Origin of the sequence: Streptomyces triticisoli (assembly GCF_003270085.1) — a bacterium.
GTDB classification, from domain to species: domain Bacteria; phylum Actinomycetota; class Actinomycetes; order Streptomycetales; family Streptomycetaceae; genus Streptomyces; species Streptomyces triticisoli.
This window is the reverse complement of record NZ_QFDQ01000198.1, coordinates 15,003-34,658: the sequence shown is the minus strand read 5'-3', so window position 1 is coordinate 34,658 and position 19,656 is coordinate 15,003. Positions and strand designations below refer to the sequence as shown.

Genomic DNA, 19,656 nt, shown 5'->3' with positions numbered 1-19,656 from the left:
CTGGCCGGCCGCGAGCGCCGCCTGCGCCCGGCCTGGCCGCGTCGCGCGGGGCGCCGTGGCGGGTTCACCGCCCCCACCCGTGGCCAGGCCCGCTCACCAGGCCGTACGCCGACTCGGCGGGAAGGACTCCGCGGCCGCGGGTGAGCGCTCCTCGCGAATCCGTCTGCGGGACGACGCGGAGTCGGCGGACCGGCGGGCCGGTGACGGTCCTGGCCCGGCGGCCGTCGCGCCCGGCCCTGAGGGCGAGCACCTGGTACGCCTCGCGGCGCAGGTCGGGCACGTTCGCGTACGCCTCCTGCCGGGGCGGGGCGTCGATGTCCTCGCCGGTGTCCGGGGTGACGTCCTCCCCCAGTACGCCGGGGCCGGGGCCGGTCATGTCGAGCACCTCAGGCAGGCACGGACTTCGCGGCCGCTGCGCGTCTGGTGGACCTCGATCGACTGTGCGAGGTACTGGACGATGCCGGTGCCGCGGCCGTGCTCGTCCGGGGCGATGTCGGGGCGAGGGCGCTCCACCGCCGTCCCGGAGTCACTGACCACGATGTGCAGAGTGCCGTTGTCGAGGACGAGCAGCAGGGTCATGCGCTCGCGGCCGTACTGGGCGGCGTTGGCGGCGAGTTCGTCGACGACGAGAACGGCGGAGTCCCGCTCGCTTTCGGGAACACTCCAGGTCTCCAGCAGATCGGCCGCGAAGTGACGAGCGGCGGAGACGTGCGCCTCCTGCGCGGGCAGGGTGAGCAGCGCCTCGTGGCGGCAGTGCTGGGGGAGCAGTGAGCTCGGGCGGGGGGAATCGGTCACAAACATGGTCTTCTGGCTCTTCTGTGGATGTGCGGAGACCGGAACGTGGGGGCCGCCAACGGCTTCGGGGGACAGTCGGTGTGCCGGATCCTGCAGGGGAGCGCTCAGTCAGTTCCACGCACGGCGCACACCGAGCGGTTCGAGCAATTCGCACCTTTTACTCATTTTCCTGAGGGTCGGTTCGATGCCGGCGGAGCGCTGATCCCGCCCGCCTTCCTTTGCCTCAGGCGCACCGGAAGGAGTCGGTCCGGTACGCCAGGAGCCCGCCCGACGCAGCGTCGGGCGGGCTCCTGTCTCCTGGCGACCTCACGCCCGGATCGTGACCAGCTTCTGACCGTTGCCAGCGACGATCTCGAAGTGCTCGATGGCACCCGGCGACATGGGGACCGCTCCTGGGATCGCGGTGCCGGGAGGGTACTCGCCCGCCCGCCAGCTGGCACCGTCCTCCCTGACCCCGCCGGGCCCGACCGCCTGCAGCCGACAGGTGATTCCGGCGGGCGCCCCCTTGGCGGAGACCCGCAGGACGCTGCCCCAGGCAGAGGGCGAGACCTTCACCGAGGCGGAGACGCCGGTGGTGGAATCGTTTCCGGAGAAGGTGCGCGAGGGAGCCGGCGCGGTCGGTCCGGGCCGCTTCGCCTCACTGCCCACGGACCCGATGGTCGCCAGCCAGGTGCCGCCGGCCGCTCCCGCGATGAGCATCAGGGAGGCGGCGGCCCCGGCCAGTTGCAACCGCCACGTCCTGCGGCGCCGGACCGCGGCCTGCTGGAGCAACCTCTCCAGCACACCCTCCTCGCGCGCCTGCGGCACCGCGGCCGCGGCGGGCCGTGCGGGCGGGGAGCCGCCCTGCGCACTCTCGGCCGCCCGCGCCACCAGCCGATCGACCAGGTCCCCGTCGGCCGCCGGCACCGTCCGGCCCGCGGCTTCGGCCGCGGTCACCGTCGCCAGCAGCGCGGGCAGTCCCGCCAGCTGCGCGTGTTCCGCCCGGCACTCGGCGCATCCCGCGAGGTGGTCGCGCACCTGCTCCTTCTCCACCGGGGGCAGCGTACCCAGGACGTATCCTCCCAGCGCCAGCCGGAGGGCGTCGTGCTCCGCGCTCATGGTCGCCACCTCCTGCATGCCACGGTCATGGCTCGATGCCCCGTTCCCGCAACACCAGCCGCAGGGCGTGCAGGGCGTAGTACGTCCGCGACTTCACGGTGCCCACCGGGATGCCCAGCACCCGTGCGGCCTCCGCCATGGTCCGGCCCCGGTAGTAGGTCTCCAGCAGGACCGCACGGTGGTCCGGGGACAGCGTCCGGACGGCGTCGGCCACCGCCCAGCTCTGCAGTGCCTGCTCGATCCCGTCCTCGCCCGGTGTCTGCTCGGCGGCCCGCTCCAGCATCTCGCCGCCGGCCTCGGCCGGCCTGGCCTGCCGGGCCCGGTGGGCGTCGATGACCAGGTTCCGGGCGACCGTGCACAGCCACGCCCGGGCCGGGCCGCGGGCGGGGTCGAACGCGGCGGGATGCTGCCATGCCCGCAGCAACGTCTCCTGCACGACATCCTCCGCCCATTGCCAGTCTCCCGAGGTCAGCCGGAGCACGTAGTGGAACAGGGGTCCTGCGTGCTCGGCATACAGAGTGCGCAGCAGTTCCTCGTCCGTGGCCGAAAGAGTCCCTTTACCAGGGACACGGTGCGCGGAGCGATCCGGATCGGTCCTTGGGCCACGTTTTCGGGAGCTCCAGGGCATAAGGCGATCATTACGCACATTCGCCACTTTGTCTTGTGACGCTCTGCGCGACAGCCGTGACGCTCTGCGTGCGCCGCGAACAACGCGCGCCCGCAAAGAAACGCCACAAAAAGCACCTGCCGACCGAACCGCACGCCCCCGCCACCCGTGAAGTCAGGCAAGAGCTGACATACACGGCGTTTCTCGCCTATTCCCCAAAGTGGGCGTCGCCCACCTGCGGCGCATCCCCCTCGGGCCGCGGACGGGGAACTGCCGTACACCACCCGCAACTTCGAGGAACGAACCACATGCACCTGAACCTTCGTGCACCAGGCCGCCGATCACGCGCTGCTGCCGGACTCGCCGTCGCCACCGCCGCCACCGTCGGCGCGTTGGTGCTCCTGAGCGCATGCGGTCAGTCGTCGCATTCCTCGGCCACCGGTGCCGGCGCCCTCACACCTGGGCGGGGTCAGCACCAGACGGCCGGGATGCCCGGTGCCTCCAGGCCGGGAAACGCGGCGGGCTCCGCTCACGGCGCCTCACCCATGCCCAGCATGAGCATGCACATGAGCCCCCCGAGCAAGGGCGCGTCGACCGCGCCGGTGGCCGGGGACGCCGTGGCGATCAAGAACTTCGCGTTCTCCCCGGCCACGCTGAAGGTCAAGGTGGGCACCACGGTGACCTGGACCAATCAGGACACCGACGCCCACACCGTCACCAGCGCCAAAGCGGGCGGTCCGTTGCACTCGGCCGCCCTGGCCACCCACGCCACCTACCGCTACAGGTTCACCAAGCCCGGCACCTACGCCTACCTCTGCACCATCCACCCGTTCATGACCGCCACCGTGGAGGTGACCCGATGACCGAGTACCACGACAGCGGCGACCCGGCACCGGTGGGCGATGCCGAACAGCCCGCCGGGCCGAACAGCATGACCCGGCGCCAACTCCTGCGGCACGCGGGGTGGTTCGGCGGAGCCGTGGTACTGACCGTGGCCAGTGGAGAGGTGATCAGCCACATCGCCGACTCCCGGAACACCGCTGCCGCCGCGACGGCAGGCGGCACGGCGGCAGACGGCACGACGGCAAGCGGCGCACTGCGCTTCGTGCAGGTCTCCGACAGCCATATCGGCTTCCAGGGCCCGGCGAACACGGACGTGGCCGGCTCCTTCATCGAAGCGATCCACCAGGTCAACTCGCTCGGTTTCCGGCCCGACTTCGTCATGCACAGCGGCGACCTCACCCACCTGTCCACGGCGGCACAGTTCGACCAGGTCAGGCAGATGATGACCGGCATGCAGACGGACCGCGTCTTCACCGTGCCGGGCGAGCACGACTCCATCGGCGACGCCGGCCGTGCCTACCGGCAGACCTTCGGCAAGGGCACGCTCGGCGACGGCTGGTACAGCTTCGACACCCACGGCGTGCACTTCATCGCCCTGGTCAACACCCTGAGCCTCGAGAAACTCGGTCACCTCGGCAACGAGCAGATCGAATTCGTCCGCAGGGACCTCGCCGGACTGTCGTCGGACACCCCCGTCGTGGTCTTCAGCCACATCCCGCTGTTCGCCATGTACCCGAAGTGGGGCTGGAGCACGGACGACGCGTTGCGGATCATCGCGCTGCTGCGCCGCTTCTCCTCCGTCACCTGCCTCAACGGGCACGTCCACCAGCTGTTCACCAAGACGGAGGGCAACATCACGTTCCACTCCGCCACCACCACGGCCTACCCGCTGCCGAAGCCGGGCCGGGCCCCCGCCCCCACCCCCCAGGTCGTCCCCGCCCGACAGCTCAAGGACGCACTCGGCATTCGCACCGTCGGCTACCGGCAGGGCGACCGGGAACTGGCGATCAAGGATGAGAGGCTGGCATGACCACCGGAAGACTCCTCGCCCCGGCCCTGCGCTGGGCGATCGCCGCCACGCTCGCCGCGAGCGGATACATCCACGCCCAGCTCTACGTCGACGAGTACCGCTTCACCCACATCGTCGGCCCCCTGTTCCTGCTCCAGGCCAGCGTCTCCTTCGCGGTCGCCGCCCTGCTGCTGATCGGGATGCCGCCGCTGATGAGGGTCGCTGCCGCCGGCGTGGCCCTGGGCGCCCTCGGCGGCTTCGCGGCCTCCCGCACCGTGGGCGTCTTCGGGTTCACCGAACACGGTCTGCAGCCCGCCCCACAGTCCCTGCTCAGCCTCCTGGCCGAAACCGGCACGCTGCTGCTCCTCGCCACCTGGCAGGCAACCGCGGCCGGACGACACCGCGCTGCCCGACCTCCCGTCAGGACACCCGCCTGGGACCGGGCCTCCCTCCGCACACCACCCGAGTGAACCACCGCGAAGCCGCCCGGGACACCGGCGTCCTGGGTGCTCCCGGAACCAACCGGAACCAAGGAGTATCCCCATGCCACTGCGACCACGCCCGGCAACCACCGGACCGAGCCCGCACCTGCGCGAACTGAGGGACACCGTGCGCGCCCTGCTCGGCCTGGACGACGACACCGCCGTCATCATCCGCCAATTCGCGTACACCGAACCCGGCCGCCCACCACTGGAAACCGTCGTCGCCGCACTGTCCATGGACGGCACGGCCCACCACTGGACGCTCCCCCTCCCCACCGACCAGATCACCGAGCACGACCTACGGGCCGCCCTGCTCCACGACCGGCCGGACTGACCGGAACCCCATCCGGCCTTTCCTGACCCCGCCCACACACCAGTCAAAGGAGGAGGAAGCCGTGGGACCGGCATACGGCCGGGAAGGCGCGGGTCCCCGCATGCGGCACGGCATGCGGGGACCCGGAGCCGGAAGGACCCGGCGGTGTTCAGCAGAGGCAGGGATCGGTTCCTTCGGTCACCCTGCATCGGACTGTCTGAGTGGGCTGACGACGAGACGGTGGCCGCACCTGTCGGCGCCTCCGATCAGTCGCGGACGAGACAGAACGGGTGACCTGCCGGATCCGCGAAAACACGCCAACCGCGTTCCCCGTCACCGACGTCGAGCAGCGTGGCACCCAGCCCGAGGACGTCTCCCTGGGCCTGGTCGAGGTCCTTGACCCCCAGGTCGAGGTGGAACTGCTGGGGCCGAGCGGGATCCGGCCACTGCGGTGGCCGATAGTCTTCCACGCGCTGGAAGGCGAGCACGAGCCCCGTATCGGTGTGAAGCGTCGCCCAACCGTCGTCGAGCGACCAGCGCGGATCCGGCTGGTTCACCGCCCCACCGAGAAGCGACTGATAGAACCGGGACAGTTCAAGGACATCAGCACAGTCCAACACCACACACTGCAGCTTGGCGATCACAAGGGGCAGCGTAGACCAGCAACACCCGCAAGCCCCTCAGGATTCCGCTCGGTTGCGTCGTCACGCGGGCGGCAGGTCGAGTTCGACGCGGGCGGTCTTGCCGGGCAGGGCCACGCCCCCGGACACACGGTCCAGCACCTCCCACCGGTCGGCGAGCGCGTCGACGAGGAACAAGCCCCGGCCAGCCTCGTCGAGCGATGGCAATGACGGTGCCAGGTCAGCGGGCCCCGGTGGCCGGCGTTCGGTACGGGTGTCGGACACCTCGATGCGCAGCAGGACGCTTGGGGCGTGCGTCAGGCGCAGCTCGAAGTCACGGCCCGGTACACGGCCGTGGGTCACGGCGTTGGCGGTCAGCTCGCCGACGATCGTGGCGGCGGCGTCGGAGGGTGGGGTGCCGTGCGGGATACCCCAGGTGTGCAGTTGGGCGAGGGCGAGGTGCCGGGCGAGGCGGGCGCCGAGCGGGGTGCAGCTGAAGCGCTGGGTGAACGTCGTACGGTAACCGGCCGTTGAGGCGCGGATGGTGCGGTCATGGGCCCAACCTGGCGGCTCAGGGCGCCCTTTCACCAGGCAAACACTGCGTACGCCGCGACGACGTACGCGGTTGCGGACTGGGCAGTACATGTGACTATCCGTGAGCGCGGTCGTTGCTCGATGTGTACGGCGAGGCGGGTGCACGGGAGGTGGCCGATGGTGGCGGACAGCACGGTGGGGACGGTTACGGGCGGCGAGCCCGAGTGCTCGGACAGTCTGCGGACGTTCGGCGCAGTCGTCCAGGCGTTGCGGGAGCACGCCGGCCTGAGTCGGGCGGAACTGGGCGAGCAGGTCCGCTTCTCCAAACACACGGTGGCCTCGGTGGAGTTGGGCCGCCGCATGCCGGACCCGGCCTTCGTGGAACGGGCGGAGCAGGCCCTGGGCAACACGGGCGCGCTGCGGAAGGCCGCGAGCCATCTGGCACGGCAACCGGGGCTGGCGGCGTGGTTCCGGCAATGGGCCCGCCTGGAGAGGTCCGCCATCACCTACTGGACGTACGAGTGCCGCGTCATCCCTGGGTTCCTGCAGACGGAGGCCTACGCCCGAGCGGTCACCGCGAGCGTCCCACCGGTCAAGGAGGCGGATCAAGTGGATCACCAGGTGGCCGCACGTCTGGAACGGCAGCGGCTCCTGGACCACAAGCCGCCCATCGCGTTCAGCTTCATCGTCGAGCAGGCGCTCATCGAGCGCGCGACAGGTGGCGACGACGTCACGCGCGAGCTGATCGACCACTTGATCGTTCAGTCGAGCCGTTTCAATGTCGAGTTGCAGGTCATGCCGCTACGACAGCCCGATCACTCGGGATTCGACGGGCCGTTGATGTTGCTGGAGACCCCGGACCACCGATGGTTCGGGTACGCAGAAGGGCAGCGTGGCGGGCTTCTGATCACGGACCCGGACGAGGTCAGCATCATGCTCCAGCGGTATGCAAAACTGCGCTCACAGGCTCTCAACCCCGAGGACTCGCGAAGCCTGTTGAAGCGAATGCGAGGAGCGCCATGAGCAGTACGTCCGACCTGACTTGGTTCAAGAGCAGTCACAGCGGCTCCGACGGCGACGCTTGCATCGAGGTCGCCCTCACTCCCACTACGGTCCACGTCCGGGACTCCAAGGACAAGCGCGGCCCGCAACTCACCCTCTCCCCCACCGCATGGAACGGCTTTGCCTCGTACGCCGCCCAGACCTGACGCCCAGCGGCAACGGATGGCGTTCCGCGGGTGGTGCAGGGGTCAAGGTGTCGAAATCCGTAGGTAGGGGACGGCTGACTTCGCCGAGTCAAGTGCGCGACCCGTCTCAGCGGAGTACTTCGCGGGCTGCGTCCTTCCCGGAGACTGTCACGGTCCTCGTGCCAGAATGCGAAGGGCCCGATCGCCCGCATCACGTCGTGGGACACGCCCCCTTGACCCGGCCAGGGGGCACCTACCCCCTCCAAGAAGGGTGAGCATCTCGGCCTTCAGTGTTCGCATGCCGCTCATGCGAGCGCGTGAGGTACATTCACCGGCCGTGTGTTCACACTTTCAGCAGGATGGGTGTCCCAAGCCCCGCAGACCGCGTCCCGCACCGGTCGACTCAGGTACGGGCGCTTGCGTTCTCAAAGCAGGCGTGCGCGCGGCGCTTCGAAGTCCTGCCAGTCACACGTTGAGCACGCTTGGTGAACTACAAGGGTGTTACCAAAATTCTATGTTGCGGCGCGCGCGTCTGTTCAACCCACCGTCTCACGGGAAGGACATAAATGTGGGGCGATGGCATGGCCGAGCAGATCCGCCAGTGCGGGTCACGCAACGGCCAAGAACATTACGGGCGAACCGCCGGATCGATCAACGACCGAATCCGGCTGACGAATCGAAGCCAGATGCACGACCGAGGTCAGGAGCGGGGCGTGAAGAACGGAGGGCTCGTCTGCCCGACCGCTCCAAAACCCCCGAACCCTTCGAATGACTCGTCAGCAAGCAGCCGATACAAGAACTTACCCATTGACATATCGAACCGCTGCCATCCTCCGGCGTCATCACGGGCCAGTACCGGCCAGGTCTCTGGGGCCGTGGTGCTGTGTGCAAGCCAGGCGAACTCATCGCCTTGGACACTTGCGCCCCACTGGAGAATGCCACCCTGTACGCCGGGCTGGTACAGACCGTAGGGGAGGTAGCCTTTCGCCACCACCGGGTGCTCAACGATGATCCGCCGGTTTGTTTCCTGCGAGTCGACCAGTTCCGAGTCCGCGCCGCCGGCTGAGGCGTAGACGGTGAGGTAGTCACAGAACTCACCGGCGCCAAAAGCCTCACAGAAGTCTCGGTAATCAGCGGGCAACTGCGTCCCGAGACGGGTCTCGATCGTGGCCCACTCAACATTGAGATTGCGTGGATGCCATCCAACGGCCACCACAAGTTGGGCGATCCAGGACATGCATGCTCTCCTCTACGACTAGCTCGGCACATTATGGAGTCGCACACCGCCAGCTCCATCTATGTTGCCAACCCACCGAAGGTCCAAATAGTCCGGTATCGGGTTGTTCCCTTCGTAATGTGGAACCACTTGGTAGTAAATAGTCTCTCCCTTTTGAACTCGTTCCTCCAAGTCGCTCTCATAACCGCTCATCGCAGGCGTGTTCACCTTGGCATACAGGGGGACCAGGTTACGCAAGTCGTTACCGTCGCCGCCGAGCGAGCGGGCCAGCAAGTGACCGCGGTGGAGCCCTTTACCGCCACTGTAGCCTTGAGGGATGTGCTCCCAGTCGATGGGGTACTCCGCTGACGTGCCGACAATCATCGTTTCGTTGCTGTTGAGGACCCAGTCGGATTGCACACCCATTATCCCGTCGATCTTCTCCGACTTGACGTAGTTGTAGTCATCCTTGTTGAGGCAGGCGAACATCCCCTGTGCTCTGCCAAGTTCGTCCAACGGCATGTAGTGCACTGCCGTGTTGCCCTTTCGGCAGCTTGACCTGGTCACTGCAGACGCCGAGTCCGGAGCGAACTCGTAGTCGTCCTGCGTAGTCACCATACGAGACTGACTGTAGTCAGCAGCAATCTCGACCGCGTCTGGAGTGAACGGCTGCGTCCCGCCCAGGGCCATTTCAATGGCGTGTCGTTGGTCCAGGACCACTGCCTGTTGCAGTGCTTGCTGCTGGATGCGTGCGGTGTCGACGCTTGGCTTGGGGGCGGGGCGGACGGGTGCGGTAGTGGGATTCCTGCCGCGGTTGGGATTCTGGGGTGTGGGCGGCTTGGGGGGCTTGATCGTGCCGGTGCGCGGGGTTCCGCCGGTGCGGGTGGGGCCGCCGGTGCGGGTGGGGCCGCCGGTGCTGCGGTAAGGGGTGGTGGGAGAGTAGCTGCGTGTGCCGCAGGACGTGGTGGTGCAGCGGCCGGCCGTGCCCCGGGAAGGTGTGGTGCTACGGACGGGCTTGGGGTGGTTTCCAGGGCGAGGCTTGACGCAACGCGGGTTCCTGGAACTGCACATGTCGTAGTCACGGTTACGGTATGGGGTTCTTCCCCGGGACTTGTTTCGGGATTTGGGCTTTGTCGATTTGGTGGTCCGGGGACGGCTGCCGCCCACTCGTGCGCCGCTGCCGCCGCCCACCCGTACGCCGCTACCACTGCGCACAAAGATCCCTGCCCCTCCGCAGGCGCAGGCACGGTTGTGACCAGTGGGGTCGATGCCGTTGAGCGGGCCCGCATCCGCGTAGAGGTAGCGGTTGAGTTCCACAGAAGGGGAACCGTCGAGTTGCCAGGTGTCACGAGAGGCGAAGGTGCCGGTCCTCGGCTGGTACCAGCGAGCGGCCATATTGACGTCGCCGCTGGCCGGGTCGGTCCAGCCGGACTGGTAGCCGACGGCAGGCATGCTGCCCTCGGTGGCGGTCTTCGTACCGAAGGGGTCGTAGGCCGTGGAACCGGTGACCTCGGTGCCGTCGACAGACAGGCCCGCGACGAGGTCGGTGTGCTGGTCGGTGACGGACCACTGGGTGGTGGTGCCATCGGTGCTGGCGAGCAGGGAGCCGCCTGGTGTGCGGCTGTAGTCCGTGGTGCCGTCACCGAGGAGGTTGTTGGAGCCGCCGTCGTAGCGGAACGCGGTGGACCCGTTCTTGGCAACACGGTCCAGTGAGTCGTAGGTGTACGTCGACGACCCGTCCGTCACCTTGCGCTCGAAGGCGTCGAAGGTGAGAGACCGGGAGTCGGTTCCCGTCTCGACCGTGGCGAGCGTGCCACGTGCGGTGTAGCGGTAGGTGGAGGAGCCGTCGGTCAGCAGGCGGTTGCGTTCGTCATACGCCGCCGTGACCGGCCCGGCCTCGACCCGGTTGCCGGCCGCGTCCCATTCGTAGTGTGTGGTCCGGTCACCGCCGGTCCAGTAGGACAGGCGTCCGGCCTGGTCATAGCCGTAGACGTGCTCCCCCGCTCCTGCCGTGCCGGTGGTCTTCTTCCACGTCAGTTGGTCGTCCAGGTCATAGGCGTAGGTGGTGGTTGCGATGTTGGTCGTCTCGTCCGGTGTGGTGATGATGTCGTCGGTGAGACGTCCGAGGCTGTCGTAGCCGTAGCTGCGCCGGGCCGACTCCACCCACTCGGTGGATCCCTCGGGTTGGATTGCGTACTGCTCCATGACGGGGCGGCCTGCGGCGTCCCACTCGTACCAGATGTCCGCACGGGTCATCCAGTTCCACAGCCACTCGAGCCGGCCCGCCGAGTCGTACCCGTAGGAGGTGGTGTTCTTGGCGTCCCTCCGCTCTGTCATGTTGCCGTCGGCGTCGTAGGTGTAGTTCACGACGCCGGCGGGGCCGTTCGCGGTCAGGAGCTGGCCGCGGTCGTTGTAGGTGTAGGTGCTCGGGGTGAGCGGATCGTCGGAGCCGACGGAGGTCAGCCGGCCCGCGAGGTCGTAGCCGAGAGTGCGGTCGGTGGTGGCCGCTTCCGCGCCGGTGCCGGTCTCGCGGACGAGGCGACCCAGGCCGTCGTAGGCGCGCTCGCGCTTCACCCTGCCCGGCAGGAGTTCCGTCACCGCCTGGCCCGCCTTGTCGTAGACAGTCGTCCAGGTGCGGTCGGCGGCGTTCGGGTGGGCGGTCGTGGCCGGTTCGATCGTGGACTCTGGCAGGCCCCAGGAGTTGAAGGTGTAGACGGTGGTGTTGCCCCGGCCATCGGTGAAACGTGTGCGATTGCCGGTCGCGTCGTAACCAAAGGTCGTCGTGATCGACTCGCTGCCGGAGACGGGCTCGACCTGTTTGGTCATCCGGCCCAGCGCGTCGTACGTGAAGGTGGTCCGGGCCTTGGTCTCCGGGGAGACCACGGCCGTGCGGTTGCCGTCGGCGTCGTATTCGGCGGTTGTCGTACGCAGCGCGGTGGTACCCGTGCCGTAGTCGGTGGACGCGGTGACGTCATCGAGGGCGTCGTAGGTGGTGGTCGTCCGGCGGTTAGTCGCGTCGACGGTCTCGGTCGGGCGGCCGAGGCCGTCGTAGTCGAACCTGGTGGTGCCGACCGGGTCCGTCACGGACTTGGCCTCACCCGCCGGGTTGTAGGTGCTGGTGGTGGTGATGCCGCCCGGTGTCGTCGAGGCGGTCTGGTTGTCCGCGTCGTCCCAGGTGTAGCGGGTGACCAGGTTCAGCCGGTTCGGGTAGCGCTCGATCGTGGTGGCGGTCAGCTGCCGCCCGAGCTCGTCGTAGGTGGCCTCGGTGCGGGCACCCGTCGGGTCCGTGGCGGAGAGCTGGAGACCGGTGGGCGTCCAGGTGTAGCGGGTCACGCCGCCGCCTTCGGCGTTCGTGACCGGGCCGGCGACCAGGCCGTAGTCGGACTGTGCCCGCAGGGCGTCCGCCGGGTTCGCGACCGGGTCGGTCCTGCTGGTGAGTTGGCCGAACTGGTCGTAGCCGTAGCGGGTGGTACGGCCCAGCGGGTCGGTGACCGATTGGGGCAGGCCGAGTGCGGTGTAGGTGGTGCGGGTGGTCGCGGTGAGCGCGGTGCTGCCGCCCGACGGTGTGTAGTCGGGCAGGGTCACGGCGGTCGTGCGGCCGAGCCGGTCGACCTCCGCCCGGGCCACCTTCTCTCGGGCGTCCTTCGTCTCGGTGGCCTCACCGAAGGTGTTGTAGCCGGTCAGCGTGGTCGGCTTGACCGTGGTGGCCGTGCCGCCGTTCTCCTCGGCCTGGACGGCCGGGACAGTCTCCTGCACCAGGCGGCCGAGTTCATCGTACCGGTAGGTGGTGGTGTACGCGGACGCGTCGGCTCCGGTGACGTTGCCGCGCGGGCTGACCGTGGTGAGCGGAAGACCGCGCTGGTCGTAGGTTCCGGTGGTGGTGTGCGCGCTGGTGCCGTCGGTGATGGTCTGCCTCGTGGGGTTGCCCGCCGAGTCGTACTCCGCGGTCGTCGTGAGCTTCTTGCTCCCGGAGATGGTCTGTGTCTGCTCCTTCAACCGGTCGTCGGCGTCGTAGGCGAAGGTGCTCGTCCGGTTCAGGCCGCCTGGGTCGAGAACGCTGGTCCTGGTACGGCCGAGCGCGTCCACCGTGTACGTCCGTGTGGTCCTGCCGCCGCCCGTGACCTGCTGGGTCAAGTTGCCCGCCGGGTCGTAGGTGTTGGCCTCCAGGACGATGTCGCGCTTTGTGCCGTCGGCCTGGGTTACCTGCTTGGCCGTGGTGGTGGCGGGCAGGCCGTCAGCGAAGTAGGTGTGGGCGGTGGTGGCGCCCATCGCGTCGGTCGTGGACGCCAGGCGTCCGGCCGGGTCGTAGGCGTTGGACACCACGGTCAGGTCCCGGGTGGTGCCCGACGGGTCGCCGGTCCAGCCCTTCAGGACGGTGGTGGCGTGCTGTCCGCGAGCGGTGTAGGTGTACGTGAAGCGCGTGCCCGCCGGGTCGGTCATCCCGGTGACACGGCCCAGTTCGTCGTGTTCGAACAGGGTGGTGTGCTGCTCGGCGTCGGTGACGCTGTCGTTCAGGCCGTGCGCGTTGTAGTGGTAGGCGGTGGTGCGTTCGGGGTCGCCGCCGGTGGTGTCCTTCGTCGTCTCGGACAGCAGGTTGCCGTCCTCGTCGTAGTCGCGGGTGATCTTCGCGGTGTGGGTGGTGCCGGTGATCTCGTTCCTCACTCCGGCGCCGGTCTCGGTGACGATGCGGGAGGCCACGTCGTATCCGTAGCTCGTGGTCACGCCGTCCGGGAAGGTGTCGGAGACCTGCTTCTCGGAGGTTCTGCGGCCCAGCCCGTCGTACGTGTACTTCGTGACCAGTCCGGACGGCGAGATGACCTCGGCCAGGTCGCCGTTGGCGTAGTAGTGGTACGACGTCTTAGCGCCACCCGGCGTGGTCTGCGTCGACACCAGGCCGGCCGGGGTGGTTCCGCCGCCGACCGCGGTCTCGGTGCCGGCGGTGTAGGTGGTGGAGGCCGTGCTGTTGTCCGGGCGAACCGCGGTGAGCGGCAGGCCGAGGGAGTTGTAGGTGTAGGCGGTGCGGTAACGGTCGTCGCGGTAGTCGCTCGACCGCTGGTCGCGGTAGGTCAGCGGTTTGTCGTTGCGCGGGTCGAGCGGGTCACTGCTGTTGAGGTGGTACGAGGAGAAACTCGTCCAGCAGGAGTCGGCGTCCCGGCAGGTCGTGGTCGACACCGTGTTGCCGCGCGCGTCGTGGCCGGTGACGGTGGCATGCCCGTTGGGGTCGGTGACCGTGTGCAGGAAGCCGCCGGTGTCGTAGGCGTACGAGGTGACCGCGCCCGTGGCGTCGGTGCGGGAGACGACGCGTTGGCCGTGCAGGGCGTCGTACGCGGCCTTGCTGGTCTTCTGCTTCGGGTCGGTGAGGGTGATCGTGGCCGTCAGGCCGGAGTCGGCGCCCTCGGCTTGTGCGCGGTAGTGGGCGGATACCTGATCGGCTGTCAGCGACTTGCGGTAGAGAGCGACCTCGTCAATGTCGCCGTTGAAGTAGTACGTGTTCGCGGGCAGGCCCATCCAGCCGGAACTGCCGTAGCCGCCACCGACGTAGGCGTAGCGAAGTGACTGCTCCGCGATCGTGCCGTTCAGGGAACCGACCTTGACACCGTCCAGATAGAGGGCCTGCGTCGTGCCGGATCCGGACAGCACCACGTGGTGCCATGCTCCGTCCGTCACCGTCTGCGCCGAGACGATCGGTGTGGCTCCGGAGACGTTGGCGAGGTAGAACTCGCCGCGGAGTTTGCCGGCGCCGTCGATGTTGAGCACCGCGCGCCAGGAGGTCGGGATCTGGCCGATGGGCTGGTTCTGGAACCCCAGCAGTACGGCCGACGGGGTGGACGTGCGGAACCACATTTCGACTGAAAGGTCGGTGGTGCCTGCAGGCATGGAGCCGGGGATCTCGATGTGCCCGCCTCTGGCGAGCGTGGCCCCACTGTCCTGCCCCACCCCGAAGATCCCGGGCGCATGGAGCGACGAGCGGCGGAGAGTACCCGTGTCGGGGACGAAGCGCGCGTTCGTGTCCGGCCCTCCGACCTGGCTGTGCAGTGTAGTTCCGTCTTCTTCGCCCAAGCTCCAGTATCCGGCGGGTGCATCAGCGATGGCCACACCCTGGTACTGATCGGCGGTCCCGTTGACCAGGGTTGTACGAGCCTGGATGTGACGGTTCGGGGTATCAGGGGATTTCAAGTACTTAAGTATGGAGGACTGGAGCCATACCGGGTAGCCCCAAGAGCCGTCGCTCGCCTGAGTGAGTTGCACGAGCGCCTTGTCGTAGAAGGCGACTTCGTCGATCTGGCCGGTGAAGTTACGGTAGCCGCCTGCCTGGCCGTCCCATCCGCTGGAGGCGTAGCCGCCGCCGATGAGCACACGGGAATGGCGCAGAGTCTCGACACCACTGGCCGTCTGCCCTTGGTATTCGCCGTCCACGAAGAGCACTTGGACGCCCTCGTTGCCGGTGAGCAGGACGTGGTGCCACTTGTTGTCGTTGACCGTCTGCTTGGACAGGATGCTGCTCGCACTGGGCGTGAACTTGCCGCGCAGCTTGCCGGCGGAATCGATCACCAGCATGGGTCGCCAACCGGTCGGGGTGTCCCCGAACTCGGTGTTCTGGTTGGTTGTCAGCACACCGGAGTCGGCGGTCTTGAACCACAGCTCCACCGACATCGATGTGCCCTTGCCCAGGGACTCGGAAGGAACCTCGACCGCGCCGTCACCGGTGAAACTGGCGGCTGTGTCGTCACCGTCGGCGAAGATGCCCGGACTGCCCAGCCGCACGCCGTCCAGGTAGGCGCCGGTCAGGCCGTCGCCCAGGGGGCTTGCGGCCTGCGCGCCGCTGCGCTCGCCCAGTCGCCAGTAGCCGGTGGGGCCGCTGCGTTGGATCGTCGCCGCGTAGGAGGACGAGGCGGTCGAGTACGAGGGGGAGGAGACTTTCCAGGTGCCGCCGTTCGCGTCGGTGTGCTGGGTCAGCCGGCCGCTGACAGGGTCGTAGACGGCGGTGGCATGCACTCGACCGGACGGCAGGGTGACCTTGGTCACCTGGCCGATCGCGGCCCTGGCCGCGTAGTGCTCGGCAACCGTGACCGCGTCCAGCGGATGGTTGTAGAAGGCGACTTCGTCCATCTGGCCCTTGAAGTAGTAGTCGCCACCGGGCAGGCCCATCCAACCGGAGCTGCCATAGCCACCGCCGAGGTAGGCGTACTCACCGGACTGATCGATGATCGCCCCGTCCAGTGATCCGACCTCGGCACCGTCCAGGTACAGCGTCTGGGTGGTGGCGGACGCGGACAGCACCACGTGGTGCCACTTGCCGTCGGTGACGGTCCGCGACGACACGATGGGGGTCGCCCCGGAAGCCCCGGACAGATAGAACTCACCGCGGAGCTTGCCCGCGCCGTCGATGTTCAGCACCGGACGCCAGGAAGTCGGCTTCGTGCCGAGCTCGCCATCCTGGAATCCGAGCAGCACCGCGGTGGGCGTGCTCGTCTTGAACCACAGCTCGACGGCCGGGTAGGCCGCCGCCTTCAGGGTATCGGCGGGCAGCTCGATCACGGAGTCCGTGCCGTCGAAGCCGACGGAGGTGTCCGCCGTCCCGGCGAGCGCGGAGTCGGTGCTGAGCTGAATGTCCCGGTAGACGGCCTCGTTCAGGCCGGTACGGGAGACCGCCTCGCTGGTCGCCGTCTCCCCTTCGCCCTCGCCCAGCCGCCAGTACGACGTGGGGGCGGCGTCCAGGACGCTACTGCGGTAGACGGAGCCGTCGCCGTACTCATAGACCGTGCACTTGGTGGTCGACGGCGCGCAGACCTTGGTCAGCCGATCGCCGTCATAGTGATAGTTCCAGGTCAGCCCGGGAGTGTCCGCGTCCACGGCACTCGTCGTCACCGACTTGACGTGTCCGCCGGACCAGGTGAAGGACAGCGAACGGCCCGAGAGGGTGTCGGTGACCTTCTTGACCGGGCCGCCGTCTTCCGCCTCGTGCGCGACGCTCTGCGCGCGGCCCGCCGTGTCGACGATCTGGGCCAGGACGCCGCTGGGCATGAAGTGGTAGACGGCACCGGAGCGTTCCCGCAGCGCCCAGCCCTCCCCCCTTTGGCGAGCGAGAGTGAGCGCGCCGTCCGACGGTCCGGCATAAGTGCCGTCGGGGTTCAGACCGAACCGTACCTGGGAGCCGTCGGACAGCGTCACCAACGCCGTCGATGTCTGCGGTTCCTCATGTACCCGCATGTCCCAGCGCGTGGACCAGCCGGAACCGAACGCTCCGCCGGCACGCGGGTCGAGGGAGTTGTAGGTGCGGGTGACCGACAGCTCCGGCCCCACCGTGGACATGGCCGCGTCCGTGGCCGCGGTGACGTAGTTGCCCGTCCGGGTGCCGATCTCCTTGCCGTCGTCCGCGCCGCCCAGGTGGCTGGTCACGGTCGGCTGGGGCACCTGCGTGGTCAGCAGCGCCGGGCCGGGCTGGGCCGATGTGGCGGCGCCGTCGTAGACGTACGCGTACCAGGCGTACGACTTGCCCCAGGACAGCCAGCCGGACGGCACCGCCCACTGCTGCGCGGTGCTGCGGACGCCTTTCCTGCAGTTCTTGCGCAGGTTGCTGCCCTCGACCTCGCAGACCTCGAAGGTGTACTGAAGTGTCGCCTTCGGGTAGTGGTCGGCGTCCGTTCCCTTCGCCCACAGTGTGGGCGTGAGCGAGTCGACCGTGACCCCGCTGCCCGGCGACTCGGCCGTCAGCTGCGGAGGGATGTTCACCGCCGAGATCTTCACAGCCGGTCCGGGAACACCGGCGGTGGTGAAGCGGCTCACACCGTAGTCGTCCATCGTCCACTGCACGGTGTACGTGGCGGGGGTCAGGGGCGCGACCTTCGCGTCCAGCGTCACGCTGTCGCCCGGTGCCACGTTCTTGGGCATCTCCGTCCAGGCGATCTTCGACTTGTCGGTGATCTCCTTGCTCGACGCGTCGAACAGGTTGTACCGCAGCTTGTAGTTGCCGCCCTTCGGCCAGGTCTCCTGCCCCTGGTTGGTGACGGTGACCTTCTGCACGCCCTGCGTGGTGGCGGTCACGGGCGCGGTGAAGTCGCCGAGCTTGTAGGTGGCGCCGTACTTCGTCCAGGTGACGTCCAGGCTGGGCTTGCCGTTTGGGTAGTCGTCCGAGCCGAACTGCTTCCAGCCCCTGGAGTCCGTCGTGGACGCCTTCACCGCCAGGCCGTAGTTCTTCTTCCGGCCGTGCGTCCAGTCGTCCACCAGCGTGCGGCCGGCCGAGCCGAGCTTGATGCTCTCCCAGGCCGGACCGCACGACCACGTCTCCGTTCCCGCCGGACGCCAGCCGTGCGCGAAGCTCTTCGACGCCAGCGACGAACCGGTCGACGGCCCCGGCCACTTCGACGTCGTGGTCTCCGACCAGTTCGACGTGATCGGGTGCACCGTCACCGGACGTGCCGTACACGAATACGACCACGTGTTGTAGAGAGCCAGGTTGGCTCCCAGCACCCAGGCGTTCTTCAACGTACTCTCTACACCCGAGAAGCGAAGGAACGCCGCCGCCTTGTGGCTGCCGCCGTCGTAGGTGCCCACCTTCAGCACCGTGTCCGAGGCGAAGTTCTGGTTGTACGGGTACTCCACGTACGTCCCGGAGGTGGCGGCGAAGGACTTCACCGACGGATCGACCCGCACCGGGAACACCCGCTCCGGCGCGTTCAGCCAGTCCGCGTCCAGCCTCATCACGACGACCTGCCGGCCGTTCTCCTCATCCAGGCTGAAGACAACTCCGGAGGACACCTCCCCCTCGGTGGAGTCGTCCGACGTCGCGGAGTCCTGCATCCACCCCGGCGGCATCCAGGCCCGCTGCACCCCGGCGGCGTCGGTGAAGACGATGCCGCCGTGGCCGTCGGGAGCAGCCGTCAGCCCCTCGAGCTCCAGCGGGAAGCGCCACTCCGAGGGCGCGGTCCTGTCGTGAAGGACCACAACCTCCTTCACCGAGGAGCCGCCCGCCACGAGCTCCACATCGGAGGCGTCCCGCACCCCCGCATAGGTGATCAGGCTGCCCTCGACACGTCCGGTGGCCGCATCGGCCCCCTCGACGGAGTACCCGACCGACAGTCCGTCGCCGAGTCCCATCCGGACCAGCGGGTCCGCGTCGGCGGAGCCGGCGAAGGACACTGGCGACTCGGTCGCCTCCGTCTCCCAGCCCGGATCGCTCACGTCCATCGTCCGCGCACCCGAGTCGTCCTGTCGCACCAGCGTGGTGTCGATGGCCTTCCAACTGCCGTCCTTCGCACGGAAGTTGACCGGCTCGGTGTAGAAGCGCGTGGTGTAGGTACCGTCCGTGTTCCGGTACGTGCGCTGCCGCTCCTTGCGTTCGCCCTTGAGCTCCTTGCTGTGCTTGGAGTCGAAACCCTGCACCGCGGGTGCGTCGGGCGCCTGCGTCTCCTGCACCGGCCCCGGCTTCGGCAGTTTCGGAGCGCCACCCAGCCGGGTCATCCCCGTCTCACCCTCGGCGGGCAACTCACCCCGGCCTGTGAGCGGCTCGGCATGGCCGCCCTTCGCGGAGGCATCCGTCGCGTTCGCGGCCGCGGAATGGCTGCGTCCAGCGGCGGACCCCCACCGCTGGTCGGGAGCTTCCTCCCCGGAACTGTTCCCCGTCCACTGGTCCACCGCAAGCGCGGCCTGCTCAGTGCCTGCCAGCACGGCCAGCACGAGTGCAACAGCAACAACAAGCGGACGTGCCGGACGCACGGAACCCCCCACCTCAAAGAATCAAGAGCAAAGAACTTTTAAATGATCTCCAAAGGGGTTCACAAGTCATCCATAGAATTTCCTTAAGGTGATGTGATTATGATCACTGCACATTTGCTGTAGAGCCCTCACAAACTGGGCCGGTGCCCGCACCCATCGGCGACCGCTCCGCTCCTTGCGCAGCTCGGCAACCTCGCGGCGCAATTGCCGCATCTCCTCGCGCTCGACGGCGAGTT

At 68.2% G+C, this 19,656-nt stretch carries 13 protein-coding genes and 1 pseudogene; 6 read left to right on the top strand and 8 right to left on the bottom strand.

Features of this window, described 5'->3' with window-relative positions:
* Positions 1 to 64 precede the first annotated feature (64 nt).
* From DEP02_RS25380 to DEP02_RS25365, 4 genes are all read right to left on the bottom strand, one after another.
* Positions 65 to 376, bottom strand: coding sequence for a hypothetical protein (locus DEP02_RS25380; RefSeq protein WP_157977538.1), 312 nt, complete (start codon positions 374 to 376; stop codon positions 65 to 67).
* Positions 373 to 801, bottom strand: coding sequence for an ATP-binding protein (locus DEP02_RS25375; RefSeq protein WP_232839271.1), 429 nt, complete (start codon positions 799 to 801; stop codon positions 373 to 375). The genes DEP02_RS25380 and DEP02_RS25375 overlap by 4 nt, the downstream gene beginning before the upstream one ends.
* A gap of 300 nt (positions 802 to 1,101) precedes the next feature.
* Positions 1,102 to 1,893 carry an anti-sigma factor family protein gene (locus DEP02_RS25370; protein WP_112470014.1) on the bottom strand — a complete coding sequence of 264 codons (792 nt, stop codon included), beginning with the start codon at positions 1,891 to 1,893 and terminating at the stop codon, positions 1,102 to 1,104.
* A 25-nt stretch (positions 1,894 to 1,918) separates the two neighbouring features.
* Positions 1,919 to 2,521 carry a sigma-70 family RNA polymerase sigma factor gene (locus DEP02_RS25365; RefSeq protein ID WP_112470008.1) on the bottom strand — a complete coding sequence of 201 codons (603 nt, stop codon included), beginning with the start codon at positions 2,519 to 2,521 and terminating at the stop codon, positions 1,919 to 1,921.
* A 545-nt stretch (positions 2,522 to 3,066) separates the two neighbouring features.
* Between DEP02_RS25365 and DEP02_RS25360 the strand changes: the two genes are divergently transcribed.
* From DEP02_RS25360 to DEP02_RS25345, 4 genes are all read left to right on the top strand, one after another.
* Positions 3,067 to 3,363 (top strand): plastocyanin/azurin family copper-binding protein, encoded by a 297-nt coding sequence (locus DEP02_RS25360; RefSeq protein ID WP_112470007.1) that lies wholly within the window; start codon positions 3,067 to 3,069, stop codon positions 3,361 to 3,363.
* Positions 3,360 to 4,373, top strand: a complete 1,014-nt coding sequence (locus DEP02_RS25355) for a metallophosphoesterase family protein (protein ID WP_112470006.1) — start codon at positions 3,360 to 3,362, stop codon at positions 4,371 to 4,373. The genes DEP02_RS25360 and DEP02_RS25355 overlap by 4 nt, the downstream gene beginning before the upstream one ends.
* A complete protein-coding gene (locus tag DEP02_RS25350; RefSeq protein WP_112470005.1) occupies positions 4,370 to 4,822 on the top strand; it encodes a hypothetical protein in 453 nt (150 codons plus the stop codon). The genes DEP02_RS25355 and DEP02_RS25350 overlap by 4 nt, the downstream gene beginning before the upstream one ends.
* Before the next feature lie 73 nt (positions 4,823 to 4,895).
* The gene (locus DEP02_RS25345; protein WP_112470004.1) at positions 4,896 to 5,168 is read left to right on the top strand and encodes a hypothetical protein; all 273 of its coding nucleotides are present in this window, start codon (positions 4,896 to 4,898) and stop codon (positions 5,166 to 5,168) included.
* Between the two features lie 245 nt (positions 5,169 to 5,413).
* Here DEP02_RS25345 and DEP02_RS25340 read toward each other — a convergent pair whose 3' ends face one another.
* Positions 5,414 to 5,791: a VOC family protein gene (locus tag DEP02_RS25340; RefSeq protein ID WP_112470003.1), complete on the bottom strand. Its 378-nt coding sequence runs from the start codon at positions 5,789 to 5,791 to the stop codon at positions 5,414 to 5,416.
* A gap of 60 nt (positions 5,792 to 5,851) precedes the next feature.
* Positions 5,852 to 6,321, bottom strand: a pseudogene (locus DEP02_RS25335) (ATP-binding protein).
* 157 nt (positions 6,322 to 6,478) lie between these two features.
* Here DEP02_RS25335 and DEP02_RS25330 point away from each other — a divergent pair.
* Complete coding sequence (locus tag DEP02_RS25330) at positions 6,479 to 7,324, top strand: helix-turn-helix domain-containing protein (RefSeq protein ID WP_112470002.1); 846 nt, start codon at positions 6,479 to 6,481, stop codon at positions 7,322 to 7,324.
* Positions 7,321 to 7,509, top strand: a complete 189-nt coding sequence (locus DEP02_RS25325) for a DUF397 domain-containing protein (protein ID WP_112470001.1) — start codon at positions 7,321 to 7,323, stop codon at positions 7,507 to 7,509. The genes DEP02_RS25330 and DEP02_RS25325 overlap by 4 nt, the downstream gene beginning before the upstream one ends.
* 679 nt (positions 7,510 to 8,188) lie before the next feature.
* On the opposite strand, the gene DEP02_RS25320 is transcribed toward DEP02_RS25325, so the two are convergent.
* Entirely contained in the window at positions 8,189 to 8,725 is a 537-nt protein-coding gene (locus tag DEP02_RS25320) for an SMI1/KNR4 family protein (protein WP_112470000.1), read from the bottom strand.
* Positions 8,726 to 8,743: 18 nt separating this feature from the next.
* Positions 8,744 to 19,165 (bottom strand): LamG-like jellyroll fold domain-containing protein, encoded by a 10,422-nt coding sequence (locus DEP02_RS25315; RefSeq protein WP_232839270.1) that lies wholly within the window; start codon positions 19,163 to 19,165, stop codon positions 8,744 to 8,746.
* Positions 19,166 to 19,656 lie beyond the last annotated feature (491 nt).